The sequence below is a fragment of the Pradoshia sp. D12 genome (assembly GCF_008935075.1).
Classification (GTDB): Bacteria; Bacillota; Bacilli; order Bacillales; family Pradoshiaceae; genus Pradoshia.
Genome location: NZ_CP044545.1, coordinates 1,162,615 through 1,188,603, shown reverse-complemented (window position 1 = coordinate 1,188,603; position 25,989 = coordinate 1,162,615). Strand labels below are relative to the sequence as shown.

21 protein-coding genes, 1 pseudogene and 1 riboswitch are annotated in these 25,989 nt (G+C 36.4%); of the genes and pseudogenes, 6 read left to right on the top strand and 16 right to left on the bottom strand.

Features of this window, described 5'->3' with window-relative positions:
• Positions 1-25: 25 nt before the first annotated feature.
• Positions 26-220 (top strand): alpha/beta-type small acid-soluble spore protein, encoded by a 195-nt coding sequence (locus F7984_RS05865; RefSeq protein ID WP_066100972.1) that lies wholly within the window; start codon positions 26-28, stop codon positions 218-220.
• Between the two features lie 70 nt (positions 221-290).
• Here F7984_RS05865 and F7984_RS05860 read toward each other — a convergent pair whose 3' ends face one another.
• The 7 genes from F7984_RS05860 to F7984_RS18915 all read right to left on the bottom strand — a co-directional run bounded on the left by F7984_RS05860 (position 291) and on the right by F7984_RS18915 (position 8,412).
• Entirely contained in the window at positions 291-1,541 is a 1,251-nt protein-coding gene (locus tag F7984_RS05860; RefSeq protein ID WP_140461225.1) for an anti-sigma factor domain-containing protein, read from the bottom strand.
• Positions 1,538-2,293 (bottom strand): RNA polymerase sigma factor SigI, encoded by a 756-nt coding sequence (gene sigI / locus F7984_RS05855; RefSeq protein WP_225983669.1) that lies wholly within the window; start codon positions 2,291-2,293, stop codon positions 1,538-1,540. Before sigI ends, F7984_RS05860 begins: the two co-directional genes overlap by 4 nt.
• 248 nt (positions 2,294-2,541) lie before the next feature.
• Complete coding sequence (locus F7984_RS05850) at positions 2,542-3,318, bottom strand: TerC family protein (RefSeq protein ID WP_066100981.1); 777 nt, start codon at positions 3,316-3,318, stop codon at positions 2,542-2,544.
• Between the two features lie 82 nt (positions 3,319-3,400).
• A riboswitch (yybP-ykoY riboswitch) is annotated at positions 3,401-3,495 on the bottom strand.
• Between the two features lie 69 nt (positions 3,496-3,564).
• Positions 3,565-5,109: an aldehyde dehydrogenase family protein gene (locus tag F7984_RS05845; protein ID WP_225983668.1), complete on the bottom strand. Its 1,545-nt coding sequence runs from the start codon at positions 5,107-5,109 to the stop codon at positions 3,565-3,567.
• A 17-nt stretch (positions 5,110-5,126) separates the two neighbouring features.
• Entirely contained in the window at positions 5,127-6,224 is a 1,098-nt protein-coding gene (locus tag F7984_RS05840; RefSeq protein ID WP_139891324.1) for an SDR family oxidoreductase, read from the bottom strand.
• 129 nt (positions 6,225-6,353) lie between these two features.
• Entirely contained in the window at positions 6,354-7,937 is a 1,584-nt protein-coding gene (locus F7984_RS05835) for a peptide chain release factor 3 (RefSeq protein ID WP_066100986.1), read from the bottom strand.
• Between the two features lie 310 nt (positions 7,938-8,247).
• On the bottom strand, positions 8,248-8,412 hold the full coding sequence (locus F7984_RS18915; RefSeq protein WP_192796835.1) for a hypothetical protein: 165 nt from the start codon (positions 8,410-8,412) through the stop codon (positions 8,248-8,250).
• Positions 8,413-8,539: 127 nt separating this feature from the next.
• Between F7984_RS18915 and F7984_RS05830 the strand changes: the two genes are divergently transcribed.
• Entirely contained in the window at positions 8,540-9,376 is an 837-nt protein-coding gene (locus F7984_RS05830; RefSeq protein WP_066100989.1) for a formate/nitrite transporter family protein, read from the top strand.
• Between the two features lie 60 nt (positions 9,377-9,436).
• Here the strand turns inward: F7984_RS05830 and F7984_RS05825 are convergent, their stop codons facing one another.
• Together F7984_RS05825 and F7984_RS05820 are read right to left on the bottom strand one after the other, a co-directional pair.
• Complete coding sequence (locus F7984_RS05825) at positions 9,437-12,967, bottom strand: YhaN family protein (protein WP_066100990.1); 3,531 nt, start codon at positions 12,965-12,967, stop codon at positions 9,437-9,439.
• 3 nt (positions 12,968-12,970) lie between these two features.
• Positions 12,971-14,236, bottom strand: a complete 1,266-nt coding sequence (locus tag F7984_RS05820; RefSeq protein ID WP_066100993.1) for a metallophosphoesterase family protein — start codon at positions 14,234-14,236, stop codon at positions 12,971-12,973.
• Positions 14,237-14,495: 259 nt separating this feature from the next.
• Here F7984_RS05820 and F7984_RS05815 point away from each other — a divergent pair, with 259 nt between their 5' ends.
• From F7984_RS05815 to F7984_RS05800, 4 genes and pseudogenes are all read left to right on the top strand, one after another.
• Complete coding sequence (locus tag F7984_RS05815; protein WP_066100995.1) at positions 14,496-15,137, top strand: Bax inhibitor-1/YccA family protein; 642 nt, start codon at positions 14,496-14,498, stop codon at positions 15,135-15,137.
• 153 nt (positions 15,138-15,290) lie between these two features.
• Positions 15,291-16,511: an MFS transporter gene (locus tag F7984_RS05810; protein ID WP_066100997.1), complete on the top strand. Its 1,221-nt coding sequence runs from the start codon at positions 15,291-15,293 to the stop codon at positions 16,509-16,511.
• A 92-nt stretch (positions 16,512-16,603) separates the two neighbouring features.
• Positions 16,604-16,809 (top strand): annotated as a pseudogene (locus F7984_RS05805) (zinc ribbon domain-containing protein).
• 225 nt (positions 16,810-17,034) lie between these two features.
• Positions 17,035-17,985 carry an NADP-dependent oxidoreductase gene (locus F7984_RS05800; protein WP_066101002.1) on the top strand — a complete coding sequence of 317 codons (951 nt, stop codon included), beginning with the start codon at positions 17,035-17,037 and terminating at the stop codon, positions 17,983-17,985.
• 178 nt (positions 17,986-18,163) lie between these two features.
• Here F7984_RS05800 and F7984_RS05795 read toward each other — a convergent pair whose 3' ends face one another.
• The 7 genes from F7984_RS05795 to F7984_RS05765 all read right to left on the bottom strand — a co-directional run bounded on the left by F7984_RS05795 (position 18,164) and on the right by F7984_RS05765 (position 25,820).
• The gene (locus F7984_RS05795; protein WP_066101005.1) at positions 18,164-19,702 is read right to left on the bottom strand and encodes a solute symporter family protein; all 1,539 of its coding nucleotides are present in this window, start codon (positions 19,700-19,702) and stop codon (positions 18,164-18,166) included.
• Entirely contained in the window at positions 19,703-20,038 is a 336-nt protein-coding gene (locus F7984_RS05790; protein ID WP_066101009.1) for a DUF485 domain-containing protein, read from the bottom strand. It lies immediately after the preceding gene.
• A 288-nt stretch (positions 20,039-20,326) separates the two neighbouring features.
• Positions 20,327-20,782, bottom strand: a complete 456-nt coding sequence (locus F7984_RS05785) for a hypothetical protein (protein ID WP_066101010.1) — start codon at positions 20,780-20,782, stop codon at positions 20,327-20,329.
• Between the two features lie 177 nt (positions 20,783-20,959).
• The gene (locus F7984_RS19635; RefSeq protein ID WP_066101013.1) at positions 20,960-22,339 is read right to left on the bottom strand and encodes a murein hydrolase activator EnvC family protein; all 1,380 of its coding nucleotides are present in this window, start codon (positions 22,337-22,339) and stop codon (positions 20,960-20,962) included.
• Positions 22,340-22,765: 426 nt separating this feature from the next.
• The gene (locus F7984_RS05775; protein WP_140461224.1) at positions 22,766-23,593 is read right to left on the bottom strand and encodes a non-homologous end joining protein Ku; all 828 of its coding nucleotides are present in this window, start codon (positions 23,591-23,593) and stop codon (positions 22,766-22,768) included.
• A gap of 83 nt (positions 23,594-23,676) precedes the next feature.
• Complete coding sequence (gene ligD, locus F7984_RS05770) at positions 23,677-24,882, bottom strand: non-homologous end-joining DNA ligase (RefSeq protein ID WP_140461223.1); 1,206 nt, start codon at positions 24,880-24,882, stop codon at positions 23,677-23,679.
• A complete protein-coding gene (locus tag F7984_RS05765) occupies positions 24,879-25,820 on the bottom strand; it encodes an ATP-dependent DNA ligase (protein ID WP_066101018.1) in 942 nt (313 codons plus the stop codon). Before F7984_RS05765 ends, ligD begins: the two co-directional genes overlap by 4 nt.
• Positions 25,821-25,989: the final 169 nt, after the last annotated feature.

Below are 25,989 nucleotides of genomic sequence, written 5' to 3'. Positions count from 1 at the left end.
CAGTATATGTAGTGAGGTGAATGAAATGTCCAGCAGTAATAAATTATTGGTACCAGGTGTACAGCAAATGCTTGATCAATATAAATATGAAATAGCCGCTGAATTCGGCGTTACGTTAGGGTCAGATACGGTCTCACGAGCGAACGGATCAGTAGGAGGAGAAATAACCAAACAGCTCGTTAAACATGCACAAGCGCAAATGAGTGGAAAAACTAAATAACCTTATATGGCAAAGAAAATGTCCGGTAAAATACCGGACATTTTCTAATTAGTTATGTAAATGACTGAATTTATTGATACATTCCTTTTCTTTTCTGATTCTGATTACGTTCATCTTGCTTCCCTCTTTGATGCTGCGGTTTCCGGACATCACGCTTGTCCACCTGATCTTGTTTCCGGACATCTCGCTTGTCCACCTGATCTTGTTTCCGACTTTTATAAGGTTGCTTATTTGGTTTATTTCGCTTATCTACTTGTTGTTTGTTTCGGTCAGTATCTCTTTTATTTTGATTGGTTTTCCTTTCTTTCTGGATGATATCCTTTCTTACCTCTTTGTTTATAGGCTGGTCTTTAGAGGGTGGCCTCTGCTTTGAATTGTTATCCTTATGTTGTTGTTTTACAGCCTTCTCTTCTGTAGTATGTATAGCTTTAGCATCTTTTGTAACGGTGCCCGCCTTTTTAGGCACTTCAACAGATTCTTGCTTATTTTCCTGAATGACTGCAGACTTATTCGGAATTTGTGTTCGGTCACTACTGTTACTGGTTTGCTGTTTTATTTCAACTTTTTCCACACTTGAGCTTTTATGATTGCTTTTTTCTTCTGTTACTTTAATTTTATCATTTTTCTTTACTCCAGTTGAAGGCTGATTCTTGGTTTTCTTATTGGTTTGCTCTAGGTATGTACCCGTAGAAATCCCTTTATCTGTTGCTTCCTGTCTATCATTAACAGAGGCCTTTTTCATTTCAATGTTCACGGAATTATCAATTTGCGGGATATCCTGAGTATCAGTTAATTTTTTCTGTAAGGAATATTCAAAATTTCGATTATCCTTTTCAATCATTACGGTGGAGAACAAGATATTGGAATTGGTTTTAAGATGCCCGGCACTGCGATTTAAAGTAACCATTTCACTGATAACATCGTCCATATCTCTGCCCTTCCATTCCTTAAGTCTTGCTATAATTTCTTTCCCTTCTTCGTTAATTCCCTTTACTTCAACCACTTTTAGTTCGTCTGTTATACCAAGTTCGATACTTGATTTAACATCCATACTGACATAAGCTGATACCTTTGAATTAGTTAAAAGCGCAGGAAAGAAACAAACTATTAAAAAAACAGCTGCTGCTAATGCTGGAACCAGTATTTTTAATTTCCATCCATTCTTCTTGCTGAATATTGGTTTTGAGTTTGTAACATCAATCCTGACTTCTTCACCGATTTGATAGTCTTTGCGTTCTTTATTCAATTTAATGAAATCGCCTTCAGGGGTCAATACAGTAATTTCCGTTGCTGATATTTGCATAATGATTCCACACTTCAATTTGAAAGAACCCCCTTCAAGTAATCCTTTAAGAACAAATAATCTCCCGTTAAAATCAAAACCATAGCTATTATATAAATGCGGTTGCGTTCAATTGTCTTTCTTGAAACCTCAACTTTTTCTTCCATCATTTTGATAGGCAGTTTTTTCTTGTCTATGACATATTGAAGCATCAAAGGCTCATCTGCTATTGTTTTAGCGATTTTTATGGCATTATTCCTTGCATCCACATGCTTTGGTGTATGTTTGACTAATTGGTCAAAGGTTATATGAAAGATTTTTAATAATTCAGTATATCGAATAATCTCATCCTTTAAATTTTCGGAGTTTAATTGTCTCTGATGGTTTTCAATTGATTTTTCTATATCTAATGGACTTTGTATGTATTCATCTTCTGAAACATGTTGGATTTCAAAAGACAGTTCATTCATTTTTTTTGATTGTGACCTTATATAATCTATAACTCTTCTTCGGATTACCGTATCTGCAAATGGCAATAAGCCATTTCCTTTATCAGGTGAAAACTTATCTATTGCATCGTTAAAAGCAATTAGACCAATACTAAATTCATCATCTGTTTCTCGGATATAACGCCGGCATACAGATGAAACAGATTTTTTAATAAAGGGTTTGTATTTTTTAAGCAAATTATTTCTTAATTCCAGATCCCCTTCTTGTATTAAGAGTACGGTTTCTGTTAAATCCTGCTTTTTTCTCAGAATCGGAAAAAGCATACCAAGCATTATGTTCACCTCATCCCTGCACAAATTATACCATATGTTGCAATGTATGGTCTTTGTGGGATGTTTTCACTCTTCATTTGTTATAAATAATGCTTGGTCGGTTTATTTATTATGCTATATCATACGTACACAAATTTCCGTATATAGGGGTTATAACCAAATTTTATCCAAGTGGTTGCAAAAATAAAAAAACCGGAACGCACATAATCATGCATCCCGGGTCTTCACTTAATCTATTAATTTATATCTTTGTAATTTTACATTTCCTGGTCAATTTGATTTTTAGCTTTCAAATCTTTACCTGATACGAGGTATCCAATAACCACAATCGATACTAAGACACCCCAGAATATGATTTTCCAAGTTGTAGACTCTGGGAAATGATGGTCAAGAATTCCAACACCTGGATGTGCCAATGTCATGACAGCCAGCTTAACCCCCACCCAGCCGACAATTAGAAAAGCAGCTGTTTCCAGAGATGGTCGCTTGTTCAATAGTACAACAAATTGTGTTGCAGCAAACCTCATAATAACTAATCCAATAAATCCTCCAAGGAACATAACAATAAATTGCCCACCATTGATACCGCCGATATTAAACGACCCTACCGCCGGTAGAGTTACAGCTAAAGCAACAGCTGCAAGCATGGAATCTACTGCAAATGCCAAGTCTGCTACCTCGACCTTTAGAACAGTCATCCAGAAACCGGATTTCTTTTTTTCCTTGACCGCTTCATCTTCAGATTTCAAGAAATAGTGTTTCACTAAATAATTAATCATAATGTAGAGCAAATATACAGCTCCAATTGCTTGTATTTGCCATAAATCTACAAGTAATGAAATCAGGAACAGGGAACCGATCCTAAAGACGAACGCACCAATTAGTCCATAAAACAAAGCTTTTTTCTGTTGTTCCTTCGGAAGATGTTTAACCATTACAGCCATTACGACTGCGTTATCGGCTGCAAGAATTCCTTCAAGTCCAATTAACACCAATAATACCCAGGCGTACTCTAAAATTATTGCCCAATCCATAAGTAAACCTCCTTTTATTTTCCAAACCAACAAAAAAGACCCATGCCAAAAAAGTAATTCTTTTTTGACAAAGGTCTTGCTAGACATTGTAAAAATGCCAACAAAGCCGATGGTAAAAACCACGTACTGACGACTTTGTTTTAGGTTTCCCTAACGCTACTCCCCTTTGAAAGGTTTGTATGAAGTTTGTATACCTATTATATTGGCTTCTGGATACAAGCGCAAGTATTAACTCATAGATAGTATTTATTTTGATAGTTTTATTAATTTCAGATATTCCTTGATTACCTTCATCATCGATTTCCTTTTGCCAAAGTAGGCTGTTAACAGTGCATGGAAATGTTCATATTTCCCTTCATAAGGATACCACTGAATCTCCGATTTTTTGAGGCCCATATCTTCCATTACTGCTTTTTCATGACAAAATATACGAAGACCCTGATCCCCATGATACCTGCCTATTCCGCTTTCTTTAACTCCGCCAAATGGAAGATTATTATTGGCAACTGTTATTAAAACATCATTAATTAACACAGCACCTGACAAAAGCTTCTTAGCTGTCAGCCGTCCTTTTTCCTTATTTGTTGTCCAAACACTTGCATTTAATCCGTATTTGGAATGATTAGCGGCTCGTATAGCTTCTTCTTCTGTTTCAACAGTCAGTATAGGCAGAACCGGACCAAATGTTTCCTCCTGCATCACAAGCATATCCTCTGAAACATTTGTTAAAACAATCGGCTTAATAAACATGGAATTTTCATTCCATTCAGAAGGCGGATCACCAGTCAGGAGAGTGGCGCCTTTTAATAGGGCATCTTCAATATGCTCTCTTACAATAGATATTTGCTGTATTGAGGTCATAGAACCGATATCTGATTCTTTTCCATTTCCTTGCTTTAATTGATTAACAATTGGAAGTAACTCCTGTAAGAATGGCTCAAGCGCCTCTCTTTGGATAATCAATCTCTCTACACTCATACAAACTTGACCGCTATTTGTAAATGCTCCCCAAACAGCCCCCTTTGCTGCACGCTTATAATCAGCATCACTAAACACAATCATTGGATCCTTTCCACCGAGCTCAAGAGTGGTTGGGATAAGATCTCGTGCTGCTATTTCCTGAATAATACGTCCCGTACCTACAGACCCTGTAAAAAAGATATAATCAGGCTTTTGCTTCGTAAGACTGGCACCAAGTTCCTTACCGCCATGGGCTACTTGAAAAACATGATCAGGAAATCCAGCTTCTTTAAACAATGTTTCAATTAACTTACCCACTGCCGGAGTAACTTCTGATGGTTTCAAAATAACCGTATTACCGCCTGCAAGCGCGGATACAACAGGAACCATAGCCAAAAGGAATGGATAATTCCATGGTGAGATAACAAGCACAGAGCCTCTTGGCATATAATGAATACTCGATTTATGACCCATTAACAAAAAAGGTGTACGAACCTTTTGTGCCTTAAATGTTTTTTTCGCATGTTTTTCAATATGACTAATAGCATCGAGGGCAGGCATGATATCAGCCACTAATGCATCTGTTTTGACTTTCCCTGTATCCTTTGAAATGAGCTCAGCAATTTCATCAAGTCTATTCACAATCGTATGCCGCAACTGCTTTAGATAGCGTAAACGTTCGTCTATATCTAATTGTGACCACGAAAGAAAAGCCCCTTTGGATTTATTCATTATTTCACCAGCTTGACTAGCCGGCATCTCCTCATACTGCATAATCAGTTCTCCCGTTGCAGGAGCATATACATTTACCATTTCTTTTAAGGCTTCCAACTTTGTTCCTCCTCTAATTATGTAATCTCTATATGAAACGCCCGATTGTTCTTATTGGCTCTATAATATTCAACCATTGGCACTACACCTTCCTTAAAATCAGGACATAAAATGCCCCCTTCAGCTAAATCAGCCTGTGCCTGTACACAATCAAATTCTCCTTTCCAGGTGAAATAATCAAGTGATTCAACTTCCACACCCAGAAACTTTCTTATTGGCTTGATTGATAAAGCCATTTTCGTCAGCCCGAACGGCAAATACCCAATTGGTCGTTTTCCATTATACCCTTTCAAAAACAACTTATAAATATCTGTAACCGTATATGGATTAGGATCCGTTAAATGATATGTTTTTCCAGCACCTTTAGGGCTTAAAGTTAAATAAGCTGTTGCTTTTATTATATAGTCAACAGGAACCAAATTGATCACACAGGTTGACTTAGTTATATTAGGGATAATTGGAAGGTATCTGATTCTGTCGAGGAAATTTAATATAAAATATGGGCCGTCAAATTTAATGGTTTCTCCAGTTAGGGTATTTCCTTTTACGATACCCGGCCGAATGACTGTAACAGGAACATGATCCATAATCTTTCGAACAAGGACTTCTGCTTCATATTTGGTTTCTTCATAATAATTTTTAAATTTATCTGGTTTAATTAATTCATGCTCATACAGCTTTCCTTCACGTCTTCCAGCTACATAAGCTGTACTAAAATAGGTATACCTCAATAGGTTAGGAAGGGTCAATACATAATCATTTACATTGTGTGTTCCATCGACATTCACCAAATAGGCTATATTTTTTGGAACAGCTAAATCATAAATCGCAGCTAAGTGAAAAAAATGGGTAATTTCTCCCTTTTTGAAACCGCTTTCTTTTTTACTGATGTTTAAACCGGGTTTGGTGATGTCTCCTTCAATAAGGATAAACTGATTTTCATCTAAATTGAACTCGTTTATAATTTTTAATCTTTCACTGACAGCCTTATGCCACACAGACGGCAGTACAATAGCAATCACTTTATTAAATAACTGATCCTGTTTTTTTAGCTCTCTTATTAGTTGATTTGAAATAAAACCTGGAAACCCGGTAAAAAAATAGACATGTTTCATTGTTTCACTCTCCTAATCTTCTTTCCACTATTGTAAGAATATTTAGAAAAATATGTCAACGGTTAATTGTTATATAACAGAAAAAAGCAGGATTTAACCCTATATAGGCTAAATCCTGCTTAAATTTAGTTAACGTTCGTGCTGATCCATTGGATTATATAGTTCTATAGAAGGATTTTTTTCCTGGAACCAACGCAGTGCAAAGTCATTTTCGAATAAGAAAGCATATTGATCATAGCGATCGCGTACCAAAAGACTTCTTGAACTTGAAAGCTTTTCATCGATTTTTTCATTCGTTGTCCAACGGGCAATCTTGTCACCCATTCTTTCCATGATAACTTCTGTATTATACTCATTTTTCATACGGTGCTCAAATACCTCAAACTGTAACTGTCCGACTGCTCCAAGAATATAGGATTCAATCCCAACTGTTTTAAATAATTGAATGGCACCTTCCTGTACAAGCTGATTAATTCCCTTGTGAAAATGCTTTTGTTTTAATACATTTTTAGCGCTGACACGTACAAACATTTCAGGTGTAAATTGTGGCAGACGTTCGAAAGAAAATGCTTCTTTTCCTGAAGTTAGCGTATCACCAATCTGATAGGTTCCTGTATCATATAATCCGATAATATCTCCTGCTACTGCTTCAGCAATATTGTTTCTTTCCTCTGCAAGAAATTGTGTTGAATTATTAAGTTTCATAGGCTTGCCTGTTCGGCTTAATTGAACAGTCATCCCACGTTCAAACTTACCTGAGCAAATGCGCAAAAAGGCAATTCGGTCACGGTGCATCGGATTCATATTTGCTTGGATTTTAAATATAAATCCTGAAAAAGTATCCTGAACGGGTTCAACCGGCCCCACGGATGATGGTCTTGGCTGAGGCTTTGGCGCAAACTCTAAATACGTATCCAAAAATGTCTGAACGCCAAAATTAGTAAGGGCACTTCCAAAGAATACAGGAATTAATTCACCATTTCTGACTTTTTCACGCGAAAATTCATTTCCTGCTTCATTTAACAATAACACTTCTTCCAATGTTTGCTCATATAAAGGAGACTCAACAATAGAGTGATTTTCATCTTCTACTTCGCCTTCTTCATTCAATTTTAAGTATCTCTCTTCATCTTCAGCCTTAAACATTTCAATTCGGTTATAATAACGGTCATAAATACCGAAGAAGTCTTTACCCATCCCGATTGGCCAGTTCATTGGATAGGATTCTATTCCAAGCACTTCCTCCAACTCAGCCAATAGCTCAAGCGGCAATTTACCTTGGCGATCCATTTTATTAATAAATGTGAAAATAGGAATTCCTCTCATGCGACAAACCTTAAATAATTTCAATGTTTGTGCTTCAATCCCTTTGGCAGCATCAATAATCATAACTGCGCTATCAACAGCCATTAATGTACGGTACGTATCTTCACTGAAATCTTGGTGTCCAGGTGTGTCGAGGATATTAACACGGGTCCCATTATAGTCAAACTGCATAACACTAGAGGTTACGGAAATTCCACGCTGCTTCTCAATTTCCATCCAGTCGCTTGTCGCATATTTACCGGTTTTACGTCCTTTTACAGTTCCAGCGTCACGGATTGCGCCACCAAATAAGAGCAACTTTTCTGTTAACGTCGTTTTACCTGCGTCAGGGTGAGAAATAATTGCAAAGGTTCTTCTTGATTCTATCTGTTCTTTTAAATTTGTCATGTAAGCCATCCTTTTATATATAGTAAAACTTCATAAATCTATTCATCTTGGATCTACATCTCCAATGATACTTTGATGTTGTAAAAAGAAAATAACCACTTTAACAATTCTTATTAAAATCAAAATCCATCTTATCAAATATACCATGTAAAAAAATAATATGTGAATAGGCGAATCATAAGTTTTAATCAAACAGTCATATTTTCTCATATGTAGTGAATTACAGTCAATTAGTGTCCGTTTAAGTATTTCGCAATTCTTTGGGGCAAGGTAAGATAACATAAAAAAAACGAGCATTATTGCCCGTCCTTTAAGCTACTTTTTTCTTATTGGTTAATTTTTTTGTAATATAGCTGATCACGAAAGGTGCAGCTGCTGCAATAACTCTTTTTAAGATTTTACTTTTCAAGATAATCACCATCCTTATACTTACCTTACCCGTATTCGGTGGAAGATAATCACAAGATTTACGCAAGTTTACCTTATTTGAATAAAAGAGGCTATCAGAAAAGTGAATAATTTCACAAGCTTATTGATTAATTATAGAAGTCATAGTAGTTTATTTAGTAGACGTTTTTTCAGCATAGGAGGAATTTAACATCATGGAAGAACAAGGATTACAGTATTTAGTTGCCCTTGCAAAGAAAAAGAAAAGGCTGTTAGACCATTTTCCTCTTCATTATTTCTTAAGAGCGATGATGGCAGGAATATTTGTAGGGTTTGTAATCATTACCTGCTTTAGAACAGGAGAATATTTCAGGGTAGCCGACTCACCTTTTGCATACCTATTCCCGGCACTTTTCTTTGGTATCGCATTAATACTCATTATTTACGGTGGGGCAGAGCTATTTACCGGTAATACCGCTTATTTCACTGTCGCTTATATGCGTAATGAGGTAACTCTCAGAGATTTAGGCCGAAACTGGGGCGCTTGTTATCTTGGCAATGCTGTTGGGGCAATCTTCTTTGCCATTTTATTTTACCTTACAGGCATATTCAGCCACATTCCAAACGAGCATTTAATGCACGAAATTGTTTCTTATAAAATGCATGGATCTGTTTCAGCTTTATTCTTTAAAGGAATCCTTTGTAACTGGCTTGTTTGTTTAGCTTGTTACTTGCCTAGCCAAGTAAAAGGTGACGGAGCTAAAATGGCAATGATGATTGCAGTTGTATTTTTATTCTTCTCATCAGGCTTTGAACATAGCATTGCAAACTTATCATTATTCTCAATTGCATTAGTATCACCACATCCTGATACCATTACAATCGGAAATGCCATCTACAATTTGATTCCTGTTACTTTGGGTAATATTGTCGGTGGAGCAATATTTGTAGGAATGTTATATCAGTTCTTAAGTAAATCAAGCACAAAGCTTCAATTACAGGACAACATGAATAAAATCTCTGAAATCACTGAGAAAGAAAATACAAAATAATAAAGTGAACCAAGAAAAAGAAGACCAATTCATAAAGTTTGAATTGGTCTTCTTTTAATTTCAGCTCATGACGGCCTCTTTATGAATGTGAATCAATTGATACTCCTCATGCGACAATGTTTCCTCCAACAAATCCAATAAATGATAATGATGAGTGAAAAAGATAACTTGAGTTTTTTTCGATAATTCTTTTAAGATAGATAACGTAATTTTTGAACGTTCATTATCAAAGTGAACAAGAATATCATCGACAATAAATGGAATAGGTTCATTTTCCTCACAATATTTTTCTATGCTTGCAACTCTTAAGGATAAATACAATTGATCTTTTGTTCCATCACTCATCGCGTCTATTCCAATTTTCTCGTTATTTCTTAAACCCAGTAGTACTTCTTCATCCTTTTCATTATAATCAACAGTCAATCCTTCAAAGGAGTTCAGTGTTAATTTTGCAAACAGTTTTGATGCTTTTGTTAAAATCGGATTTTGATTTTCGGAACGGAAATATTCTATTCCCTTCTGTAATACAAATGTAGCTAATTTTTTTTGGACATATTGATCGGTCAATTCTGCGAGCTCAGCCAGGATACTTTCTCTTTCTTCTGCGGCCTGAACAGCTGCATATGAATTTCCCTTAATCTTTTCTTCATATTCTTTTCTGCATACACCAAAGATTTGGTTCTGTTCCGTTCTTTTCTCTTCCAAATCTGCAAGCTCTGCCTTTAATTCTGCCATTTCACTTTCCATAAAATCTAAATCAAGCTTGTCTATTTCATCCTTCATTTCTTGAATCGATAAGCCATTGCCAATCTCAAGTAACACCTTCTCCAGATTGATCAGTTCTGCAGACAGCTTTTGCTTTTGTCGATATTTATCTTCAATAATTTGCATTTCCTCGATGGTCTTTACACTTGCTGTCTGTAACAATTCATCAAGACGATTAAGCGCCATCTCTTTCTTATCCTTCGCTAACCGATATTCTTTTTTCCGTTTATCCAATTGTCCTTGCCATTCGAGTTGATTTTGCTTACACTTTTTCTGCTCCTGCAACTGATTCGTTAAATCATAGATAAAGGATTGGATATTTATTGGTTCAGGTAACTGTAACGTGTTAGCTACAATTCTGATATGATCTACATAATCCTGTACAAATAACATGCCAGCTTTTGCTTTGCTATTGATATCTGCCCATTCATCATACGTAGTAGTCAATTCATTGTACTTATCAAGCCTTTCCATTGTGTAATCAATCGGAGCCTGACTTTCAACTTGCAAGGGTTTAGTAGCATCCTCCCATGCTTCTCTCCAATTGACTAATTCACTTTGCTTGCTCGCCAGCTCCTGCTCGATTTGTTTAAGATCAGCAGCCTTGCTCTTCCACTCTTTTTCCAATGAATTCTTCTCATTGAAACGCTCTGTTGCTAAATGGACTACTCTATTTGCTTCTCTTATTAAGTCTGTGAGTGTCCATTCTGACACTTGAGTATCTAGATCATCGATTACTTCTGACAGGGCAAGGTATAAACGGCTTTTGATAGCCAATCGTTTTTCTGTCAGCTCATCCCAAAGTTTCTGTTTCTTTTTATATTCGCCTTGATTCTGCTTAATAACCGTGTATTTTCTTACCCATTCTTTCATTTCAGTTGGCGATAATGGCTCAATACCGAACGGCTGCCATAGCTCATTCCACTGTTGAAAAAACAGATTCATCTCATCTTTAAGGAACTGCAGCTGTGTCTCTGCAGCTGCAATTTTGGTTTCAGATCTCTTTATATCCTGCAACGACTTATTCTTCATGCCCACCTTTGCAGATTCTTTCCACATAGTATCTGAAAGTTCATCCGTTGTTTTTAAATCATGCTCAAATTTTTCTTCTACCTCTTGCTGACTGCAGTATTCCTTAATTGCTTCACGATCAATGTCTTCACCTTTAAGTTTATTCTTAATTAAGCTCCAACCATGGTCGCGAATCTGACGGGTTCTCTCTAAATCATCTTCTGTAGGAATAACAGACAAGGCTTCTAATTCAGCAATCGATTTCTCCGCTTCCAAAATAATCGTTTTTTCAACCTTAATACTGCGCTCTAAATTTGTTTTATCTTCATTAAATCTTTCAAGTTGCCCGATGTACTGATTAATAGTTTCTTCTAAAATGGAAATGTAAAAGGAATCAAACTCCTCTACCGAACCATCCCATAGTGGTAAATAGTTTAGCTCTTCCATTGATTTGTCTTTAAGATCCTTCATTTCCTCTGATAAAACATCTATGGTTTTTTCAATATTTCCTTCTATCTGGGCATGGTCAAGCACAAGTTTAAGCTTGGCAATATTCTTTACTTCTCCAAAACCTTCCCATTCCGCACGCTTTAAAGCAACAGTTTCCTTTAGACTTTCATGTCGTTTATTTATTTCTTTTATCGTTTCATGTAAAATCCCATATTGCTTATAAAGCATACGGATTTTTTCTTTGCGAGAAATGGCAATTCTAAAATCCTCAATATTGACACTATCTACCCTACTATAGCCCAGCTTAAGGAGAATATCGTTCATCCGATTGAGTGCCTGCTCAGCCTTTGCCTCATTTACATGTAAGTCTTTATTCTCTTTCTCGTATGCACCAACTTGGCTGAAAAGAGATTGAATCCTAGACTCACATGTTAAAAGTTTTTCATCGATATCCAGTTTGGCTAACTTCTCTTCAAGCGCCATTATTTCTGTATTGGATATTTTGGCATTTTCATCAGCATGTTTTAATTCATTTAATACATTTTCTCTTTGTAAATTAAAATCGTTGGGTAAATCCGGAATTTCAGTGAAGCTCTTTTGTTGCTCTATTAATCTGTCTCTTTCAATAAGAATAGGAGCAGCTTGGTTTAACTTCGATAATTTTTTTAGAGTTGCGTCTACCTGGAGGTAATGCTCTCTTAATTCATCCAGCTGTTTCTTACCATGAAGATAATCATCCTCCAGCTGCATCCATTGTCTGGCGAGCATTTGCGAATCATTAAGTCGGCGAGTTAACTCTTTTTCTTTCTTTAATAATTCGTTTATTTTTGGTTTTGAACCACCTGATTTATATAATTCTTTACTTGCCGAATCAAATTCCTGCATAATTTTCTTTACTGTATTTATCCCTGAAGCTGCAGCAAATAAGCTCTCTCCGACGCTTCCATTTGACTCAAGCAAAGCTTCTCCGCCTTCTCGCAAAGTTTCATGATTGAGTGCAAACATATTTCGGAATGTTTCCTCTGACAGCACATTTATATACGGTAATAAAACATTATCTGGTAATGCTTCTCCCGCCTCATTAAGAATGGTCTTTGACTTTCCTTTCCTTCGTATGAAGGACAGAGTATTACCCGATGAATTGGATAGGCGGGCCTTTATACGTAAATTGGAATTGGGATGTAAAAATGAATCCTTAGAATTATGCGGAATGCCATACAAGAGTTGAGTAATAGAACGCAGCATAGTACTCTTTCCAGCTTCATTATTTCCATACACTACGTGTAAAGATTGATTTGGCTGAAAGTTAACCGGGTAATCAGTAAAATGACCAAACGCAGTCAGATTTAACTCTTCAAAACGCATGCCTTATTTACCTCCTTCCATTTGTAACTCAAGGCTCACCAGTTGTTTAACTTCCTCCAGTTTTTCTTCCAGCATGGCAACTGAATCAGGAATAACCATATTCTCTCCTCTTTTTAAATCGGTCGGTAATACGTTAGTAATCGCAGAAAACTCTTTTCTTACATCTTCGAGCAATTCATCCATATCACTTTTCTCAAGCCAGTTAAAAATGGAGGTCACTGGGTTATTTTCATCAGAGAAATGATTGGACTCTAACGGTGGAGCCGTTTTATTCTTTATTTTCTCTATCCATATTTGCCCATGTCCAACGGCAAAAGCTGCAGATCTAATGTCATTTAATACTTTTTCTTTATTTTTCATAAGCTCCTGATATAAAGAAGTATTGCCACTGACGACTACTCTGGCTGCGAGCATTCTACCATCTGCAGTATCTAGGTAATTTTCCAGCTGCTCTTCGATTTTCTGGAGAAATTGATCGTAATCACCAAGGGGGGTCGCATCTATCTCAATGATCTCCCAGCGTAATACATCCAGTGATATATGATTTAATTCCTGTATCTGACCATCGCTAACTTTAATCAAGGAACATCCTTTTGGACCTGTCTCTTTGCTGTGCCGGCTTTGAATATTGCCTGGAAAGAGAATGACTGGGTTTTTCTCACATAAAAACTCCCGTTTATGAATATGCCCAAGAGCCCAATAGTCATATTCTTTCCCCTTCATGTCCTCTATGGAACAGGGGGCATAATTCTCATGTCCTTCCCGGCCTACTGCCGATGTATGCAAAATCCCAATATTGAAATATCCATCTTCCTTTTGCGGATAGCTTTTAGCAAGATTATCTGTTACAGCACGTGTTGAAAATCCTTGACCATGTAGGGCCACTCCAAGTTCATCTATAAACATACTTTTGCATTTTTTATCATCAAAAATATAAACATTATCAGGAAGTTTTATTTCTTTAGTAATGATACTTGCTGCATCATGATTCCCTTTAATCATATAAACAGGGATTTGATGCATTTTTAGCCTTGCCATTTCGTTTGCAAAAAAGAGACCTGTATTGTAATCCTTCCAATCCCCATCATATAAATCACCTGCAATAATGATGAAATGCACTTTTTCTTTAATAGCAAAATCAATCATATTTTTAAATGCATCTCTGGTAGCACTGCGCAACTTTTCGACTGGTGCTCCTTCATATCTTGATAAACCTTTTAATGGACTATCTAAATGGATATCAGCAGCATGGATAAATGTAAAGTTCACAAAGTCTCCCCCTTTCCTCATCCTCATAATCATAGAATAGCATAAAATGGTATACACTAGAGCCCTGAACCTAACACTCCCAAATATTCACAGCTATATACAACACCTACCAAAAAGAACAAATGTTCTTATTTTTATTATATAAAATCCATTTGTATTTGTCTCTACTATTTCTATGTAAAAATCAGGATATTCCTTGAAACCTTTGATATAGTTAATCGTAGATACATATATGATAAATAAAAGGAGAGGTAAATAAATGAATTCATATACGGAAACCAATAAATATCACATTCCAGCCGTTATCAGAACTTTCGCTTTATCATTAGCTATTTCTTTAATTGGCTTTATTGTAGGTAATTTTGTTCCTCCATCCTTGTTCTTGCCACTGATGATTATAGAATTCGGTATGCTTATTGCGGCGTTTTTTGTGAGAAGAAGGAAAATTCTCTCATATAGTTTCTTATATGCGTTTACTTTTATATCAGGCATCACCTTATATCCTGTAATCGCAAACTATTTAGTAACAATAGGACCGCAGCCCATTATCATGAGCTTGGCTGCTACAGTAGTTGTATTTGGCGGACTCTCTCTCTACGCCGCGACAACAAAGCGGGATTTAACATTTTTAAGCGGATTTCTGTTAGCCGCATTGCTCGCCATCCTGGTTATTGGGATTTTCAATATTTTTTCACCTTTATCTTCTACTGCCATGCTTGTCTATTCATTTATAGGTATACTCGTATTCAGCGGATACGTATTATATGATGTGAACCGTATGAAACAGTACGGAGTACCTGAAGATGAAATCCCATTGGCTGCACTCAATTTATATCTTGATTTTGTTAACCTGTTCCTTTTTATCCTTAGATTTATTGGTATTTTATCTTCGGATGATTAGGCAAAAAAGAACTGTGAATAACCTTCACAGTTCTTTTGTATATATATTCCAATCCATTTATGATAAGCATTTAAGAACACTTAATGTACATAATTTCTCATCCTGTGTGGCAAAGTAATTGCATAGAACTGCTTAGAGAGATGAGGGAATTAAATGAGTTCACAAACGGATACCGATAAAATTAGTTTTTGGTGTTTGGCCAGTATAGCAGCAGTGCCACTAATAATGACATTAGGTAATTCAATGCTTATCCCTGTTCTACCTATTTTAGAAAAGAGAGTTGGAATCTCCTCTTTCCAATCCAGTTTGATTATTACAAGCTATTCAATCGCCTCCATCCTTTTAATACCGATTGCAGGATATTTATCCGACCGTTTTGGGAGGAAAATGATCTTACTGCCTAGTTTAGTTTTAGCTTTTATCGGCGGGCTAGTATCAGGCTTTGCCTCTTGGAAAATGGAAAATCCATTTATGGTCATTATAATAGGACGGATCATTCAAGGAATAGGATCATCTGGTGCTTTTCCAATCATATTACCCTTAGTTGGCGATCTTTTTAAAGACGATGATAAAGCAAGCTCTGTTCTGGGAATTGTGGAAACATCCAATACCTTTGGAAAAGTTTTAAGTCCCGTACTTGGAGCTGCATTAGCCATTTCTCTATGGTTTCTTCCTTTCTTTGCTATCTCTTTTTTAAGTTTAGTCACATTTTTTATGATTCTTTTTTGTATAAAGTTGCCAAAGAAAACAGAAGAACCTCCTACACTAAAAGAATTTTTAAAGGATACCAAAAAAATATTTAAGAAGGATGGGTCATGGTTATACAGTGTATTCCTGACAGGGGCATTCGTCATGTTAATATTGTTTGCCATCCAGTTTTATTTATCTTCCATACTTGAATCCAAGTATGATATTCATCAAATTAAAAAGGGACTTGTGCTTGCTGTTCCCCTATTTTTCTTGTGTGTTGCTTCATTTATCACCGGAAAAAAAATAAAAGATAATATTAAATTAATGAAAATCCTAATTCTGGCTTCTATCATTGTTAGCGCGATTGCCATCACCTTTACAACTTATTTCGATAATATCTATATATTAATCGGAGTATTATCGATTTTTGGTGCCGGCCTTGGGACGATTTTACCGTCACTGGATGCAATTATTACTGAAAACATCGATAAAAAACAAAGAGGAACAATCACATCTTTTTACAGCTCGGCACGATTTTTTGGTGTAGCAGCAGGTCCTCCACTCATGTCTTATTTTATGAAGCATAATCAATCTTATCTTTTTTATAGCTTTGGTGCTATTTCATTGATTTTATTCTTTATTGTTCTCAAATTTATAAAGAGTGATGAAAAAGCAGCTACCTAAAAAACATGTCCCACGCCTATATAGGCAACTGGGACATGTTTTTTAATGTTATAATTATATCGGAAATTATCTTCATAAAGGAGTGATTTGCTTTGTCACAATCAGGATGTTTAAATGTGGAAGCCTTGATGCCAGCCAAAAAGAAGTTTCTATGACAGGAACCGGTCTGTCAAAAATGTTTGATATTCAAAATAATCAATTTCTCGTAGTTTAATGCAATCATTGTGGCTATTCGGAGTTTTATAATAAAAAGTCCTCTGCTAGCAGCAATGTTTTAGACATTTTCTTTAGAGGATGATCATCCCTCCCTTCTCCTCCGTCTTACTTATGGCAGTAATCCATACCTTCCTCAAAATTAGATAACTCAATCCTCCATTTATAAGATAAAAACTCAATTAATCCTCTTAGGATAAATTTCCTGTTTTTTATTCATTACACGTTAAAAACGGTTACCTTCTTTTGTACAGGGAATGAACATAATAAGGATTTCCAAAGCCTTAATTACCAGTCAAGGAGGAATTATATGCAAAATACCAAGATGAAAGCAATAGTAATAGAAGAGTATGGCGGACAGAATGCTTTAAAAGAAAAAGTAGTTGAAAAGCCGCCTCTATTAGATAATCAGGTCTTAATCGAAGTAAAAGCTGCATCCGTCAATCCAATTGATTGGAAATTAAGAGAAGGCCATCTTGCTGATCAATATGCATTCGAATTCCCTATTATATTAGGCTTGGACGTTGCAGGAATTGTTAAAGAGGTTGGTAAACACGTCGTTGATTTTACAAATGGAGACAGGGTATTTGCACGTCCCGATACAACTCGTTATGGAGCCTATGCTGAATACACAGCTGTTGATGAATTACTAATTGCGAAAATCCCTGATAATTTATCTTTTAAGGAGGCTGCATCCGTCCCATTGGCTGGAATGACGGCATATCAGTGTTTATTTGATGCATTGGAAATTATGGAAGGACAGAAAATTCTTATTCATGGTGGTGCAGGAGGTGTTGGTTCGTACGCAATCCAATTAGCTAAACTTAAAGGAGCCTATGTAGCCACCACAGCCAGCAAAAAAAACCATGGATTTTTAAGGGAATTAGGAGCCGATCTATGCATTGACTACCATACCGAAAATATAGAAGATAAATTGACAGAATACGATGCTGTTTTAGATACAATTGGGACATCCGTTCAAACTGCCAGCATGAAAATCCTACGTCGAGGCGGCAGATTGGTATCCATTGTAGATCCGCCAAACGAAGAATTAGCCAATCGCTACGGCATTACAGAAGAATTTGTATGGTTAAATCCAAATGGTAACCAGCTAAAAGAATTGGCTAAGCTTCTTGATGAGGGAAGATTGAAACCAGTAGTTGGTGAAACCTTCCCTTTAAATGAAAAAGGTGTTAAAAATGCACACGAATTAAGTGAATCCTCTCATGCGAGAGGAAAAATAATCTTAGTAGTTGATTAATATTTAGTTATTTCTTGGGAAATGATAAATAAAGCAGGCAGAGGAGTCACGTGTACGTACCTTTGCCTGTCTTTTTCATTGGCTCAATTGCATGTAAAAAGAGGCCGCTGTAAGTCATTAAATAACCTACGAACAGCCCCTTCCCTAATTTATGCTTGACCTAAAAGAGGTCATACCACTATTTTATAGTATCTAAACCCGTATTAGATTTAACCAAAATTTCATCGAACTTCGCTTCATCTTCCTTCTTACGAGATAATAATGTCCCTATAAATCCAGCCAGAAACCCTAGCGGAATGGATACCAGACCAGGTGTTGACAAAGGAAATAAAGGGTCACCAACCAGTATCGCCGCTCCAGCTTCCGGATTAAACACGTTAGGGCTGACTAAAACAAGTCCAACTGAAGTGATTAAACCTACTACCATTGCACTGATAGCACCAGTAGTGTTAAATTTCTTCCAGTAGATTGTATAAATAATTACAGGTAAATTTGCACTGGCAGCCACGGCAAAGGCTAATGATACAAGAAAGGCGACATTTAAATTTTGTGCTACTAAAGCCAAAAGAATCGATAAGACGGAAACACCAACAGATGCATATCTTGCCATCTTAACCTGCTCTTTTTCAGTTGCCTTTCCTTTTCTCAATATCTCATTATAAAAATCATGGGCAAACGCAGATGCCCCAGTTAATACAAGACCAGCAACAACGGCCAATATTGTCGCAAATGCAACTGCCGAGATAAAAGCAAACAATATATCCCCACCAATAGCCTTGGCTAGTAATGGTGCTGCCATATTCCCTGCTGCATTCGCGTTTACTATATCAGCATTACCCACAAAAGCTGCTGCTCCAAATCCAAGGAAAATGGTCATGACATAAAAAATCCCAATGATCCAGGTAGCATATACAACTGAGCTTCGCGCTGTTTTAGCATCCTTTACCGTAAAGAATCGTACAAGGATATGTGGCAAACCAGCGGTTCCAAGAACAAGTCCCATTGTTAGCGATAATGTATCTAGGCCATCAGTGTATTTTACCCCCGGATTCAGGAACGCCTCCTTTAATGGAGTAGCTGTACTCATCTGTTCAAACATACTTGCAATATTAAAATTAAATTTGGCAAAAACGATGAATGAAATGATAAAGGTCCCTGCCATCAGTAATACAGCTTTGACAATTTGAACCCAGCTAGTAGCATGCATGCCACCAAAAATAACGTATATGGTCATGAGAGCTCCAACAATTAAAACGGAGGTGGCATATTCTAAGCCCAGCAATAATTTAATCAGTGCTCCTGCCCCTACCAACTGAGCAATCATATAAAATATAGAAATAGACATCGTATTAAAAGCAGCTACACCACGTATTTTTTTTGCATCAAACCTTGCTGCCAGCATGTCTGCCAATGTATATTTTCCCAGATTTCTAAGTGGCTCAGCCACCAAATAAAGTACAACCAAGTAAGCGACCAAAAAACCTATACTATAAAAGAAGCCATCAAAACCTGTTAAAGCGACTGCACCGGCTATTCCCAAAAACGAAGCTGCAGACATATAATCACCCGCTATTGCTAAGCCATTTTGCCAACCGGTCAGACCACCTCCTGCTGTGTAAAACTCACTCGCATTGTTTGTTCTTTTAGAAGCCCAATAAGTAATGAGCAAAGTAACAAATACAATAGCGAGAAACATAAAAAAAGCCGTATAATTCATCTACTGTTTACCCCCTATTTTCAACACCTTATCACTTAAGCGGTCAAATCTGGTTGCTCTTTTAGAATAGATCATACATAACGTCCACGTCATAATAAACTGTGCAAATGCAAATACCCACGCCCAAGTGATATGTCCATAGAAAGAATTATTCAGCACCGATGAATAGGATGTCATTATGGGAAGTGCAAAATAAAAGATTAGGAAAAACAAGGTTAAGGGTATTATAAATTTTTTCTTTTCATTTAAAAGTTGTTGAAACTCTGGACTTTTTACAATAGCCGAATAATCCCTTTTCCCCTTTTGTTCCTCCTTGGATAACATTTTTTCTTCCATCTTAATCCCCTTTCTAATATTTAATTGAAACGCTTACAAAATATTCTAAATATTCTAAACACTATTAGTATACTTCATTCAGAGCCTTTGGTAAATCAATATTTAGGCTTATTTTTATACAAGTTAAAATGAGGTTTGAATATGGGAGACCGTTTATTGAAAAAGGATTTACATACAGCAATTCCAGTCAACTAAACACTACAAAAAAGAGTTATTTAAGTAAGGATGTTGCTAATAGCATATAAAAAAGAGATAGCTTTTTGCTATCTCAGTGGTTGAAAGAAGTATTTACCTTTTATCCAGATGATTCTTTAGAATTTTATAAATGAGAATACCAGCTAAAATCCCCACCAATGAAAAAATAATCCCTTTAAGGATGTCTTGTGGTTCATTTAAGTCTTGTTTAAATTCATATTCTTCTCTTCTATCTGCTTTCACATATTGACCATCGGATTCTTGTACGGCTAACGCTTCCTCTGTACTAACCTCTTTAATAGTAAAGTATTTAGTACCTTTCGGATAAGCATTAGAAAAATTACCCGATTGCGGTTCCATATCCGAATACTTTGTTACTTGTCCAATTTCATCCCCAATTTCGGTCACAGATTCTTCACTTACCTCATAGACATACCCGCCCCAAACCACAAACGGATATAACCATTTAGTTGCCATTGCTTTTGCTGGTAAAAATGAAGTAAGTAAAACAAATAAGACTGTAATCAAAAGCAGATATTGTTTTTTCAACTACATTCCCCCTTTTTCGGGATTATTACTCATTATTCAAGTTTCATTGATAGTCTTGTTGAAATAGCCTACCTCAATCTTTAGTAAAATATCATTATTTTTATAATACCACAAAATGGATATTCGTTTTTTATTTAAGAGCACAAAAAAAGAGACCTAAAATGGCCTCCTTTAAAATCAATTTATATAATCCGTAGGATTTATAGCATTGGCTTTACTTTGTGTCCAAGGTCCTTTATGAAGCTCAAAGTGTAAATGCTGACCCGTTGAACGTCCAGTATTCCCCATCAAACCGATTTGTTGACCCTTGCTGACAGTTTGTCCAGTACTTACTCTCATACTATTGTCTCTCATATGCGCATACACAGTTGTGTATTGTTGTCCATTAATATAGTGAGTGATAAATACTACATTACCATAACTGGAAGATTTGTAAGCTCTAGATACAACACCGCTTGCAGCTGCCACGATTGGAACAGTACCAGATGTTGCAATATCAACTCCGCCATGTGATTTTCCCCATCTTGGGCCATATCCAGAAGTATAATACCCTGCGGATGGTTTCATGAATATACCAGATGAGCTGCTTGGAGCAGGTGCACTGTATGTTGGTTCACTGGCTTTTTTTGGTGCACTAGATTTTTTAACAGATGAACTTTCTACAGATGCACTGGAGGAGGATTGTCTCTTTTTAGCTTCCTCTGCTCTTTGTGCTGCAAGTTCAGCCTGACGTTTTTTCTCTGCAGCCGCCTCTGCCACTTTTTGCCTTGCAACCTCAGCCTGACGTTCTTTTTCCTGCGCAATTGCTTTGCTTAAAGCTGTTTCTTGGCCAGCTAAAATAGAAGATTCTTCTTCCATGCTTAATTTATGCTCTTCCAAGTGTTTCTCTTCAAGTTTAAGCTTTTTCATAAGTTTATTTTTTTCTTGCTTCTGATTCTCTTGTTTTGCCTTCAAATTTGTTAATTCTTTTTTCATAGATTCCAAGCTTTGAAGCTTAGTTTCTACTTCTTGCTTTTTCTTCTCTAAATCCTTTTTATCTTTTTCTTGTTCAGCGATTAGATCATTATCAGCTTCCATTATTGTAGATACGGCATTCACCCGTTCAACAAAGTCGCCAAAACTGCTTGCTCCTACTACAACTTCCAGATAATTCATTTTACCGCCTGTAACCTGGTAGGATCTAGCACGTTCTTTTAATAATTCTGTTCTTGCTTCAATCTTCTCTTCAAGTACTACGATATCTTTTCTTAATTGTTCAATATCCTTTTTTGTGTCGCCAATTTTTGTATTTATTTTATCTATTTTTGAATTTGTTTCAGTAATCTCTGATTCCAGCTTTTTAAGTTGTGCTGTTAAATCAGTTTGCTGATCTACTACATGACCGATAGATTCGTTTGTTTGATTAATATCTTGATTTACTTTCTCTTTTTCGCCTCTAATTTGATTCTCTTTTTTCTCTAATTCTGATAAGGATGCAGCCGTAGCATATCCTCCTGATAATAATGACCCTGCACCAACTGCTAAAGCAATGTTAAACGCAATAAATGACTTCTTCAAGCAATGATCCCCTTTCAATGTCTCACATGTTAGTTTGTATCTTGCTTCTCTCTATATAAGTGACTATTAAAATAAGCGACTATTAAAAATTCATATATATAATTGCCAATCAAACCAATGATTGGTACTGCCTTATTATATCAATCTGACAATTTTTATCTACCATTCAAACATTACATTTATATTTCGCGGAATTTCGATCTTGTAATATATTTAATAAAGTCCATTTTTCTAGTAATTTCGACATACTTTTTGCTAATAAAACTACAATTCGCTATTAAAAATGAATCTTTTCACCCATAGAAATAAACCTGGTCTTTCAAAAGGAAAACAAAAGTTTATATTTTCTGAATTATTGGATAATAATAAAAAGCCTGTTTCTTTACAGAAACGGCTTCTAAAACAAGCTTATCTATTCAAAATAAATCAGGAAGTCTCTTTTTTCCTGCGTGGGGCTCTTTTTCTGGCTGGCTTTGTTGCTGGTTTTGTTTGGTCAATAGATGCCTGGAGTGCTGCCATAAGATCAACAACATTTGATGCTGTTTTCTTTCCAGCTGTAGGTGTGACCGTATCGGATTGTTTTTTCTGCTCAATCAATTCAAGTAAAGCTGTCCGGTATTCATCATGATATTTAGATGGATCAAATGTGGTAGTCAACTGATCGATTAATAAAATAGCTGTATCCAATTCCTTCTGTACAATTTCTTCAACAGCGGGGATATTGGGTACATCTGCAGCTTTTCTTACCTCATCAGGAAAATGAATGGTCTCCATTAGTAAAGTATTTTCTAGGATTCTTACCACAGCGAGCGACTCCTTTGCGCGGATCGTAATTTTCGCCAGCCCAACTTTTCCTGATTCCTCCAACGCCTTCCTCAGCAGGGAATAAGCTTTTGTGCCGCCCTCATTTGGTGACATATAGTAACTCTTATCAAAATAAATAGGATCGATTTCTTCTATTTTGACAAAATCGATAATTTCAACTGCCTTGTCCTCTTGCTCTTTCTTCAATTTTTCCAGCTCTTCATCATCCAGGACAACAAATTTCCCCTTCACATACTCATAGGCTTTGACAATATCCTCTTGGCTCACTTCTTCCCCGCAAACTGAACATACTTTCGAATATTTGATAGGCGCATGGCATTTGTTATGTAAGGTGCGCAGGGATATATCTTTATTCTCCGTCGCCGCATGAAGCTTTATCGGTATACTGACAAGACCAAAACTAATTGTTCCCTTCCAAATTGTATGCATAAATACACCTTCCTTTTTGATATCATTTCCAAATTCATAAAAAATCATTAGTCTTAGAATGATTATTAATGCTAATGTGTTCTTTATTTATGTTCTTTTTTAATAAAATCTATGATTTTTTTCATTTGGTTCGATTGATCAACTGTAAAGTAATTTTCAAACGGATTCATTCCCTTTACTAACCTATCCTTAACAGTTTTCATTGAGTAATGCTCTGTCTGCAACCCGCTCTTTACTTCATCCCAAAACAATGGCGCTGCAATGCAGGGGCACGCTGTCTCCCTCGGTGAATACGGACTGATAATCGTCTTGTCTTTGTCATGTTGAATATAGTCTATATAGAGACGATTTGCTCTATTTTTTTTCATTCGTTCTATTGTAAAATTGTCCGGAAAACGATTAATTAGATAGAGAGCAATGAATTCGGTAAATATACGTGTTTCTGCATAACTGATCGTAGCTCCCTTCAATGGAAGATGAATTTGAATCCCCTTTCTGCCTGATAACTTCACGAAAGCCGTTAACTGAAATTGATCGAGTATTTGTTTCATTTCCAATGCAGCTTTTACAGCCAAGCGTAAATCGCCCAGTTCAGGTGGATCAAGATCAAACACGATTTCTGCCGGATTTTGTTTTTCAATTTCATTAAAGGGAATATGAAATTCAATGGCTGCCTGATTCCCGAGCCATAAAAGAGTTTCGATATTATTACATACAGTATAGTTAATATCATGGTTCAAATCCGTTCTTACAAAATCAGGTGCATAGTCAGGTGTAGATTTCTGATAGAATCCCTGTAAATCGACACCTTCTGGATATCTTTTAACTGTTAAGTGCCTGTCCTTTAAAAAGGGCAGCATAAAGTCAGCGACAGTAAGAAGGTAATCCAAATACATTTCTTTGGTCACTGATTGCTCTGTCCAGATGATTTTCCCTGGATTCGTGATGGCTACCTGTTCATATTGGGACAGTACTAATTTAGTCCATGTACAGGTTGTCCAATTCTCAGTCACTGCCAGGCTTACAAAGACCGGTGAATTTAATTCATAATTTGTTACTGCCTTGTATGCCACTTGTACACAAATACCAGGAGGGACCTTATAAATTTGTTTTTGCTGCCCTTTCCCAGTTTGATGTAAGATACCTAAAATTGCCTCGCGCTCTTCATCAGTAAATGCTTCTTTTACTTCAGCAACCTCAATGATTTTTTCTTCATGAAGAACTGCCACTGTACAGACTTTATTTTCACTATCATATTTAGTTAAAAAACATAGACCTGTATATCTCATATCTCAAGCTCCAATAAACATTCCTTTGGATTACGGTCGACAAATGATTCTAATAAAGGCTGCCTTAATGTCATAGATTCTGTCCATTCCAGATAAGAGACCTTCACTGTATAAATGGGTTGTATCCAGTGATACTGCTTTGTATTTCCCACTTTTGAGGTGAAAGGATTTTCAGTTTGTAAGGCTTTTTCCATAAATTCTTTAATCACCTTCCACTCATCCAGCTTATAGCGTCCTTTTCCTGCACGACCAATATACTTGAGTCCTCCCGAGGAGTCATATAATCCCAGTACTAAGGATTGCAGTTCACTCCCCTTTGTCACATATCCCCCAACTATAGCAATGAGGTCTTTATAAAATTTCACCTTCTGCCACCGACCGTCTTTCCCATTCAAGCTATAGGGTTTACGCAAATCCTTTGCAACGATACCCTCTAATCCCTGCTCCTTGATGGCCTCGTATAATGCCTCTCCATTCGAAAAGCTTTCTACAACCTGTACATTCTCTGTTGGCGTAATTATAGATGACAATAATCTTTGACGTTCTGCAAGTTCGTCATCAATAACCCATTTTCCATCCAGGTAAAGAATATCAAAAATCATATAGATGACAGGTCGTTCCTTTATGGAAAGATGAATCAATTCTGATCGGTTCATCCGGTCCCGCTTCATTACCTCATGAAAAGATGGCTTTCCATCTTGCATAGCGATAATTTCGCCATCCAAAATTACAGAGGATGCAGAACAATAGCTGCCTAAATCCGTAAACTCCGGATATTGCTTTGTTCTATTATTTAAATTACGATTAACCAGCTCTACTTCATCATCTATTTTGTAAACTAACATCCGCACACCATCCCATTTAACCTGGAAGATCCATTCCTCCCCTATTGGTATAACTTCAGCGGAAATCGGCTCAAAGGGTTTTATTGGGTCCATATTTTCTCCTTCCTTCTAAAAGTGCAACAGTATTCGACATTTCATATTAATAGTATGGGAATAAAGACAGAGAATATGTCAATTAGTGAATTATTGTAAGAATTAATCAAGTCTCCAGCTTAATTAAAACAGAAAATAAATCTGGTTATCTTTAGATTTACTCATTGGT

Bases quoted from the DNA above. Each gene is read 5' to 3' on its own strand.
- F7984_RS05835 (WP_066100986.1), bottom strand. From the start codon at position 7,937: ATGACAAATTTAAAAGAACAGATAGAATCAAGAAGAACCTTTGCAATT.
- F7984_RS05865 (WP_066100972.1), top strand. From the start codon at position 26: ATGTCCAGCAGTAATAAATTATTGGTACCAGGTGTACAGCAAATGCTT.
- F7984_RS05840 (WP_139891324.1), bottom strand. From the start codon at position 6,224: ATGAAACATGTCTATTTTTTTACCGGGTTTCCAGGTTTTATTTCAAAT.
- F7984_RS05765 (WP_066101018.1), bottom strand. From the start codon at position 25,820: ATGGACCCAATAAAACCCTTTGAGCCGATTTCCGCTGAAGTTATACCA.
- F7984_RS05800 (WP_066101002.1), top strand. From the start codon at position 17,035: ATGCAAAATACCAAGATGAAAGCAATAGTAATAGAAGAGTATGGCGGA.
- F7984_RS05810 (WP_066100997.1), top strand. From the start codon at position 15,291: ATGAGTTCACAAACGGATACCGATAAAATTAGTTTTTGGTGTTTGGCC.
- F7984_RS05850 (WP_066100981.1), bottom strand. From the start codon at position 3,318: ATGGATTGGGCAATAATTTTAGAGTACGCCTGGGTATTATTGGTGTTA.
- F7984_RS05815 (WP_066100995.1), top strand. From the start codon at position 14,496: ATGAATTCATATACGGAAACCAATAAATATCACATTCCAGCCGTTATC.
- F7984_RS05795 (WP_066101005.1), bottom strand. From the start codon at position 19,702: ATGAATTATACGGCTTTTTTTATGTTTCTCGCTATTGTATTTGTTACT.
- F7984_RS05790 (WP_066101009.1), bottom strand. From the start codon at position 20,038: ATGGAAGAAAAAATGTTATCCAAGGAGGAACAAAAGGGGAAAAGGGAT.
- F7984_RS05825 (WP_066100990.1), bottom strand. From the start codon at position 12,967: ATGCGTTTTGAAGAGTTAAATCTGACTGCGTTTGGTCATTTTACTGAT.
- F7984_RS05830 (WP_066100989.1), top strand. From the start codon at position 8,540: ATGGAAGAACAAGGATTACAGTATTTAGTTGCCCTTGCAAAGAAAAAG.
- F7984_RS05775 (WP_140461224.1), bottom strand. From the start codon at position 23,593: ATGCATACAATTTGGAAGGGAACAATTAGTTTTGGTCTTGTCAGTATA.
- ligD (WP_140461223.1), bottom strand. From the start codon at position 24,882: ATGAGATATACAGGTCTATGTTTTTTAACTAAATATGATAGTGAAAAT.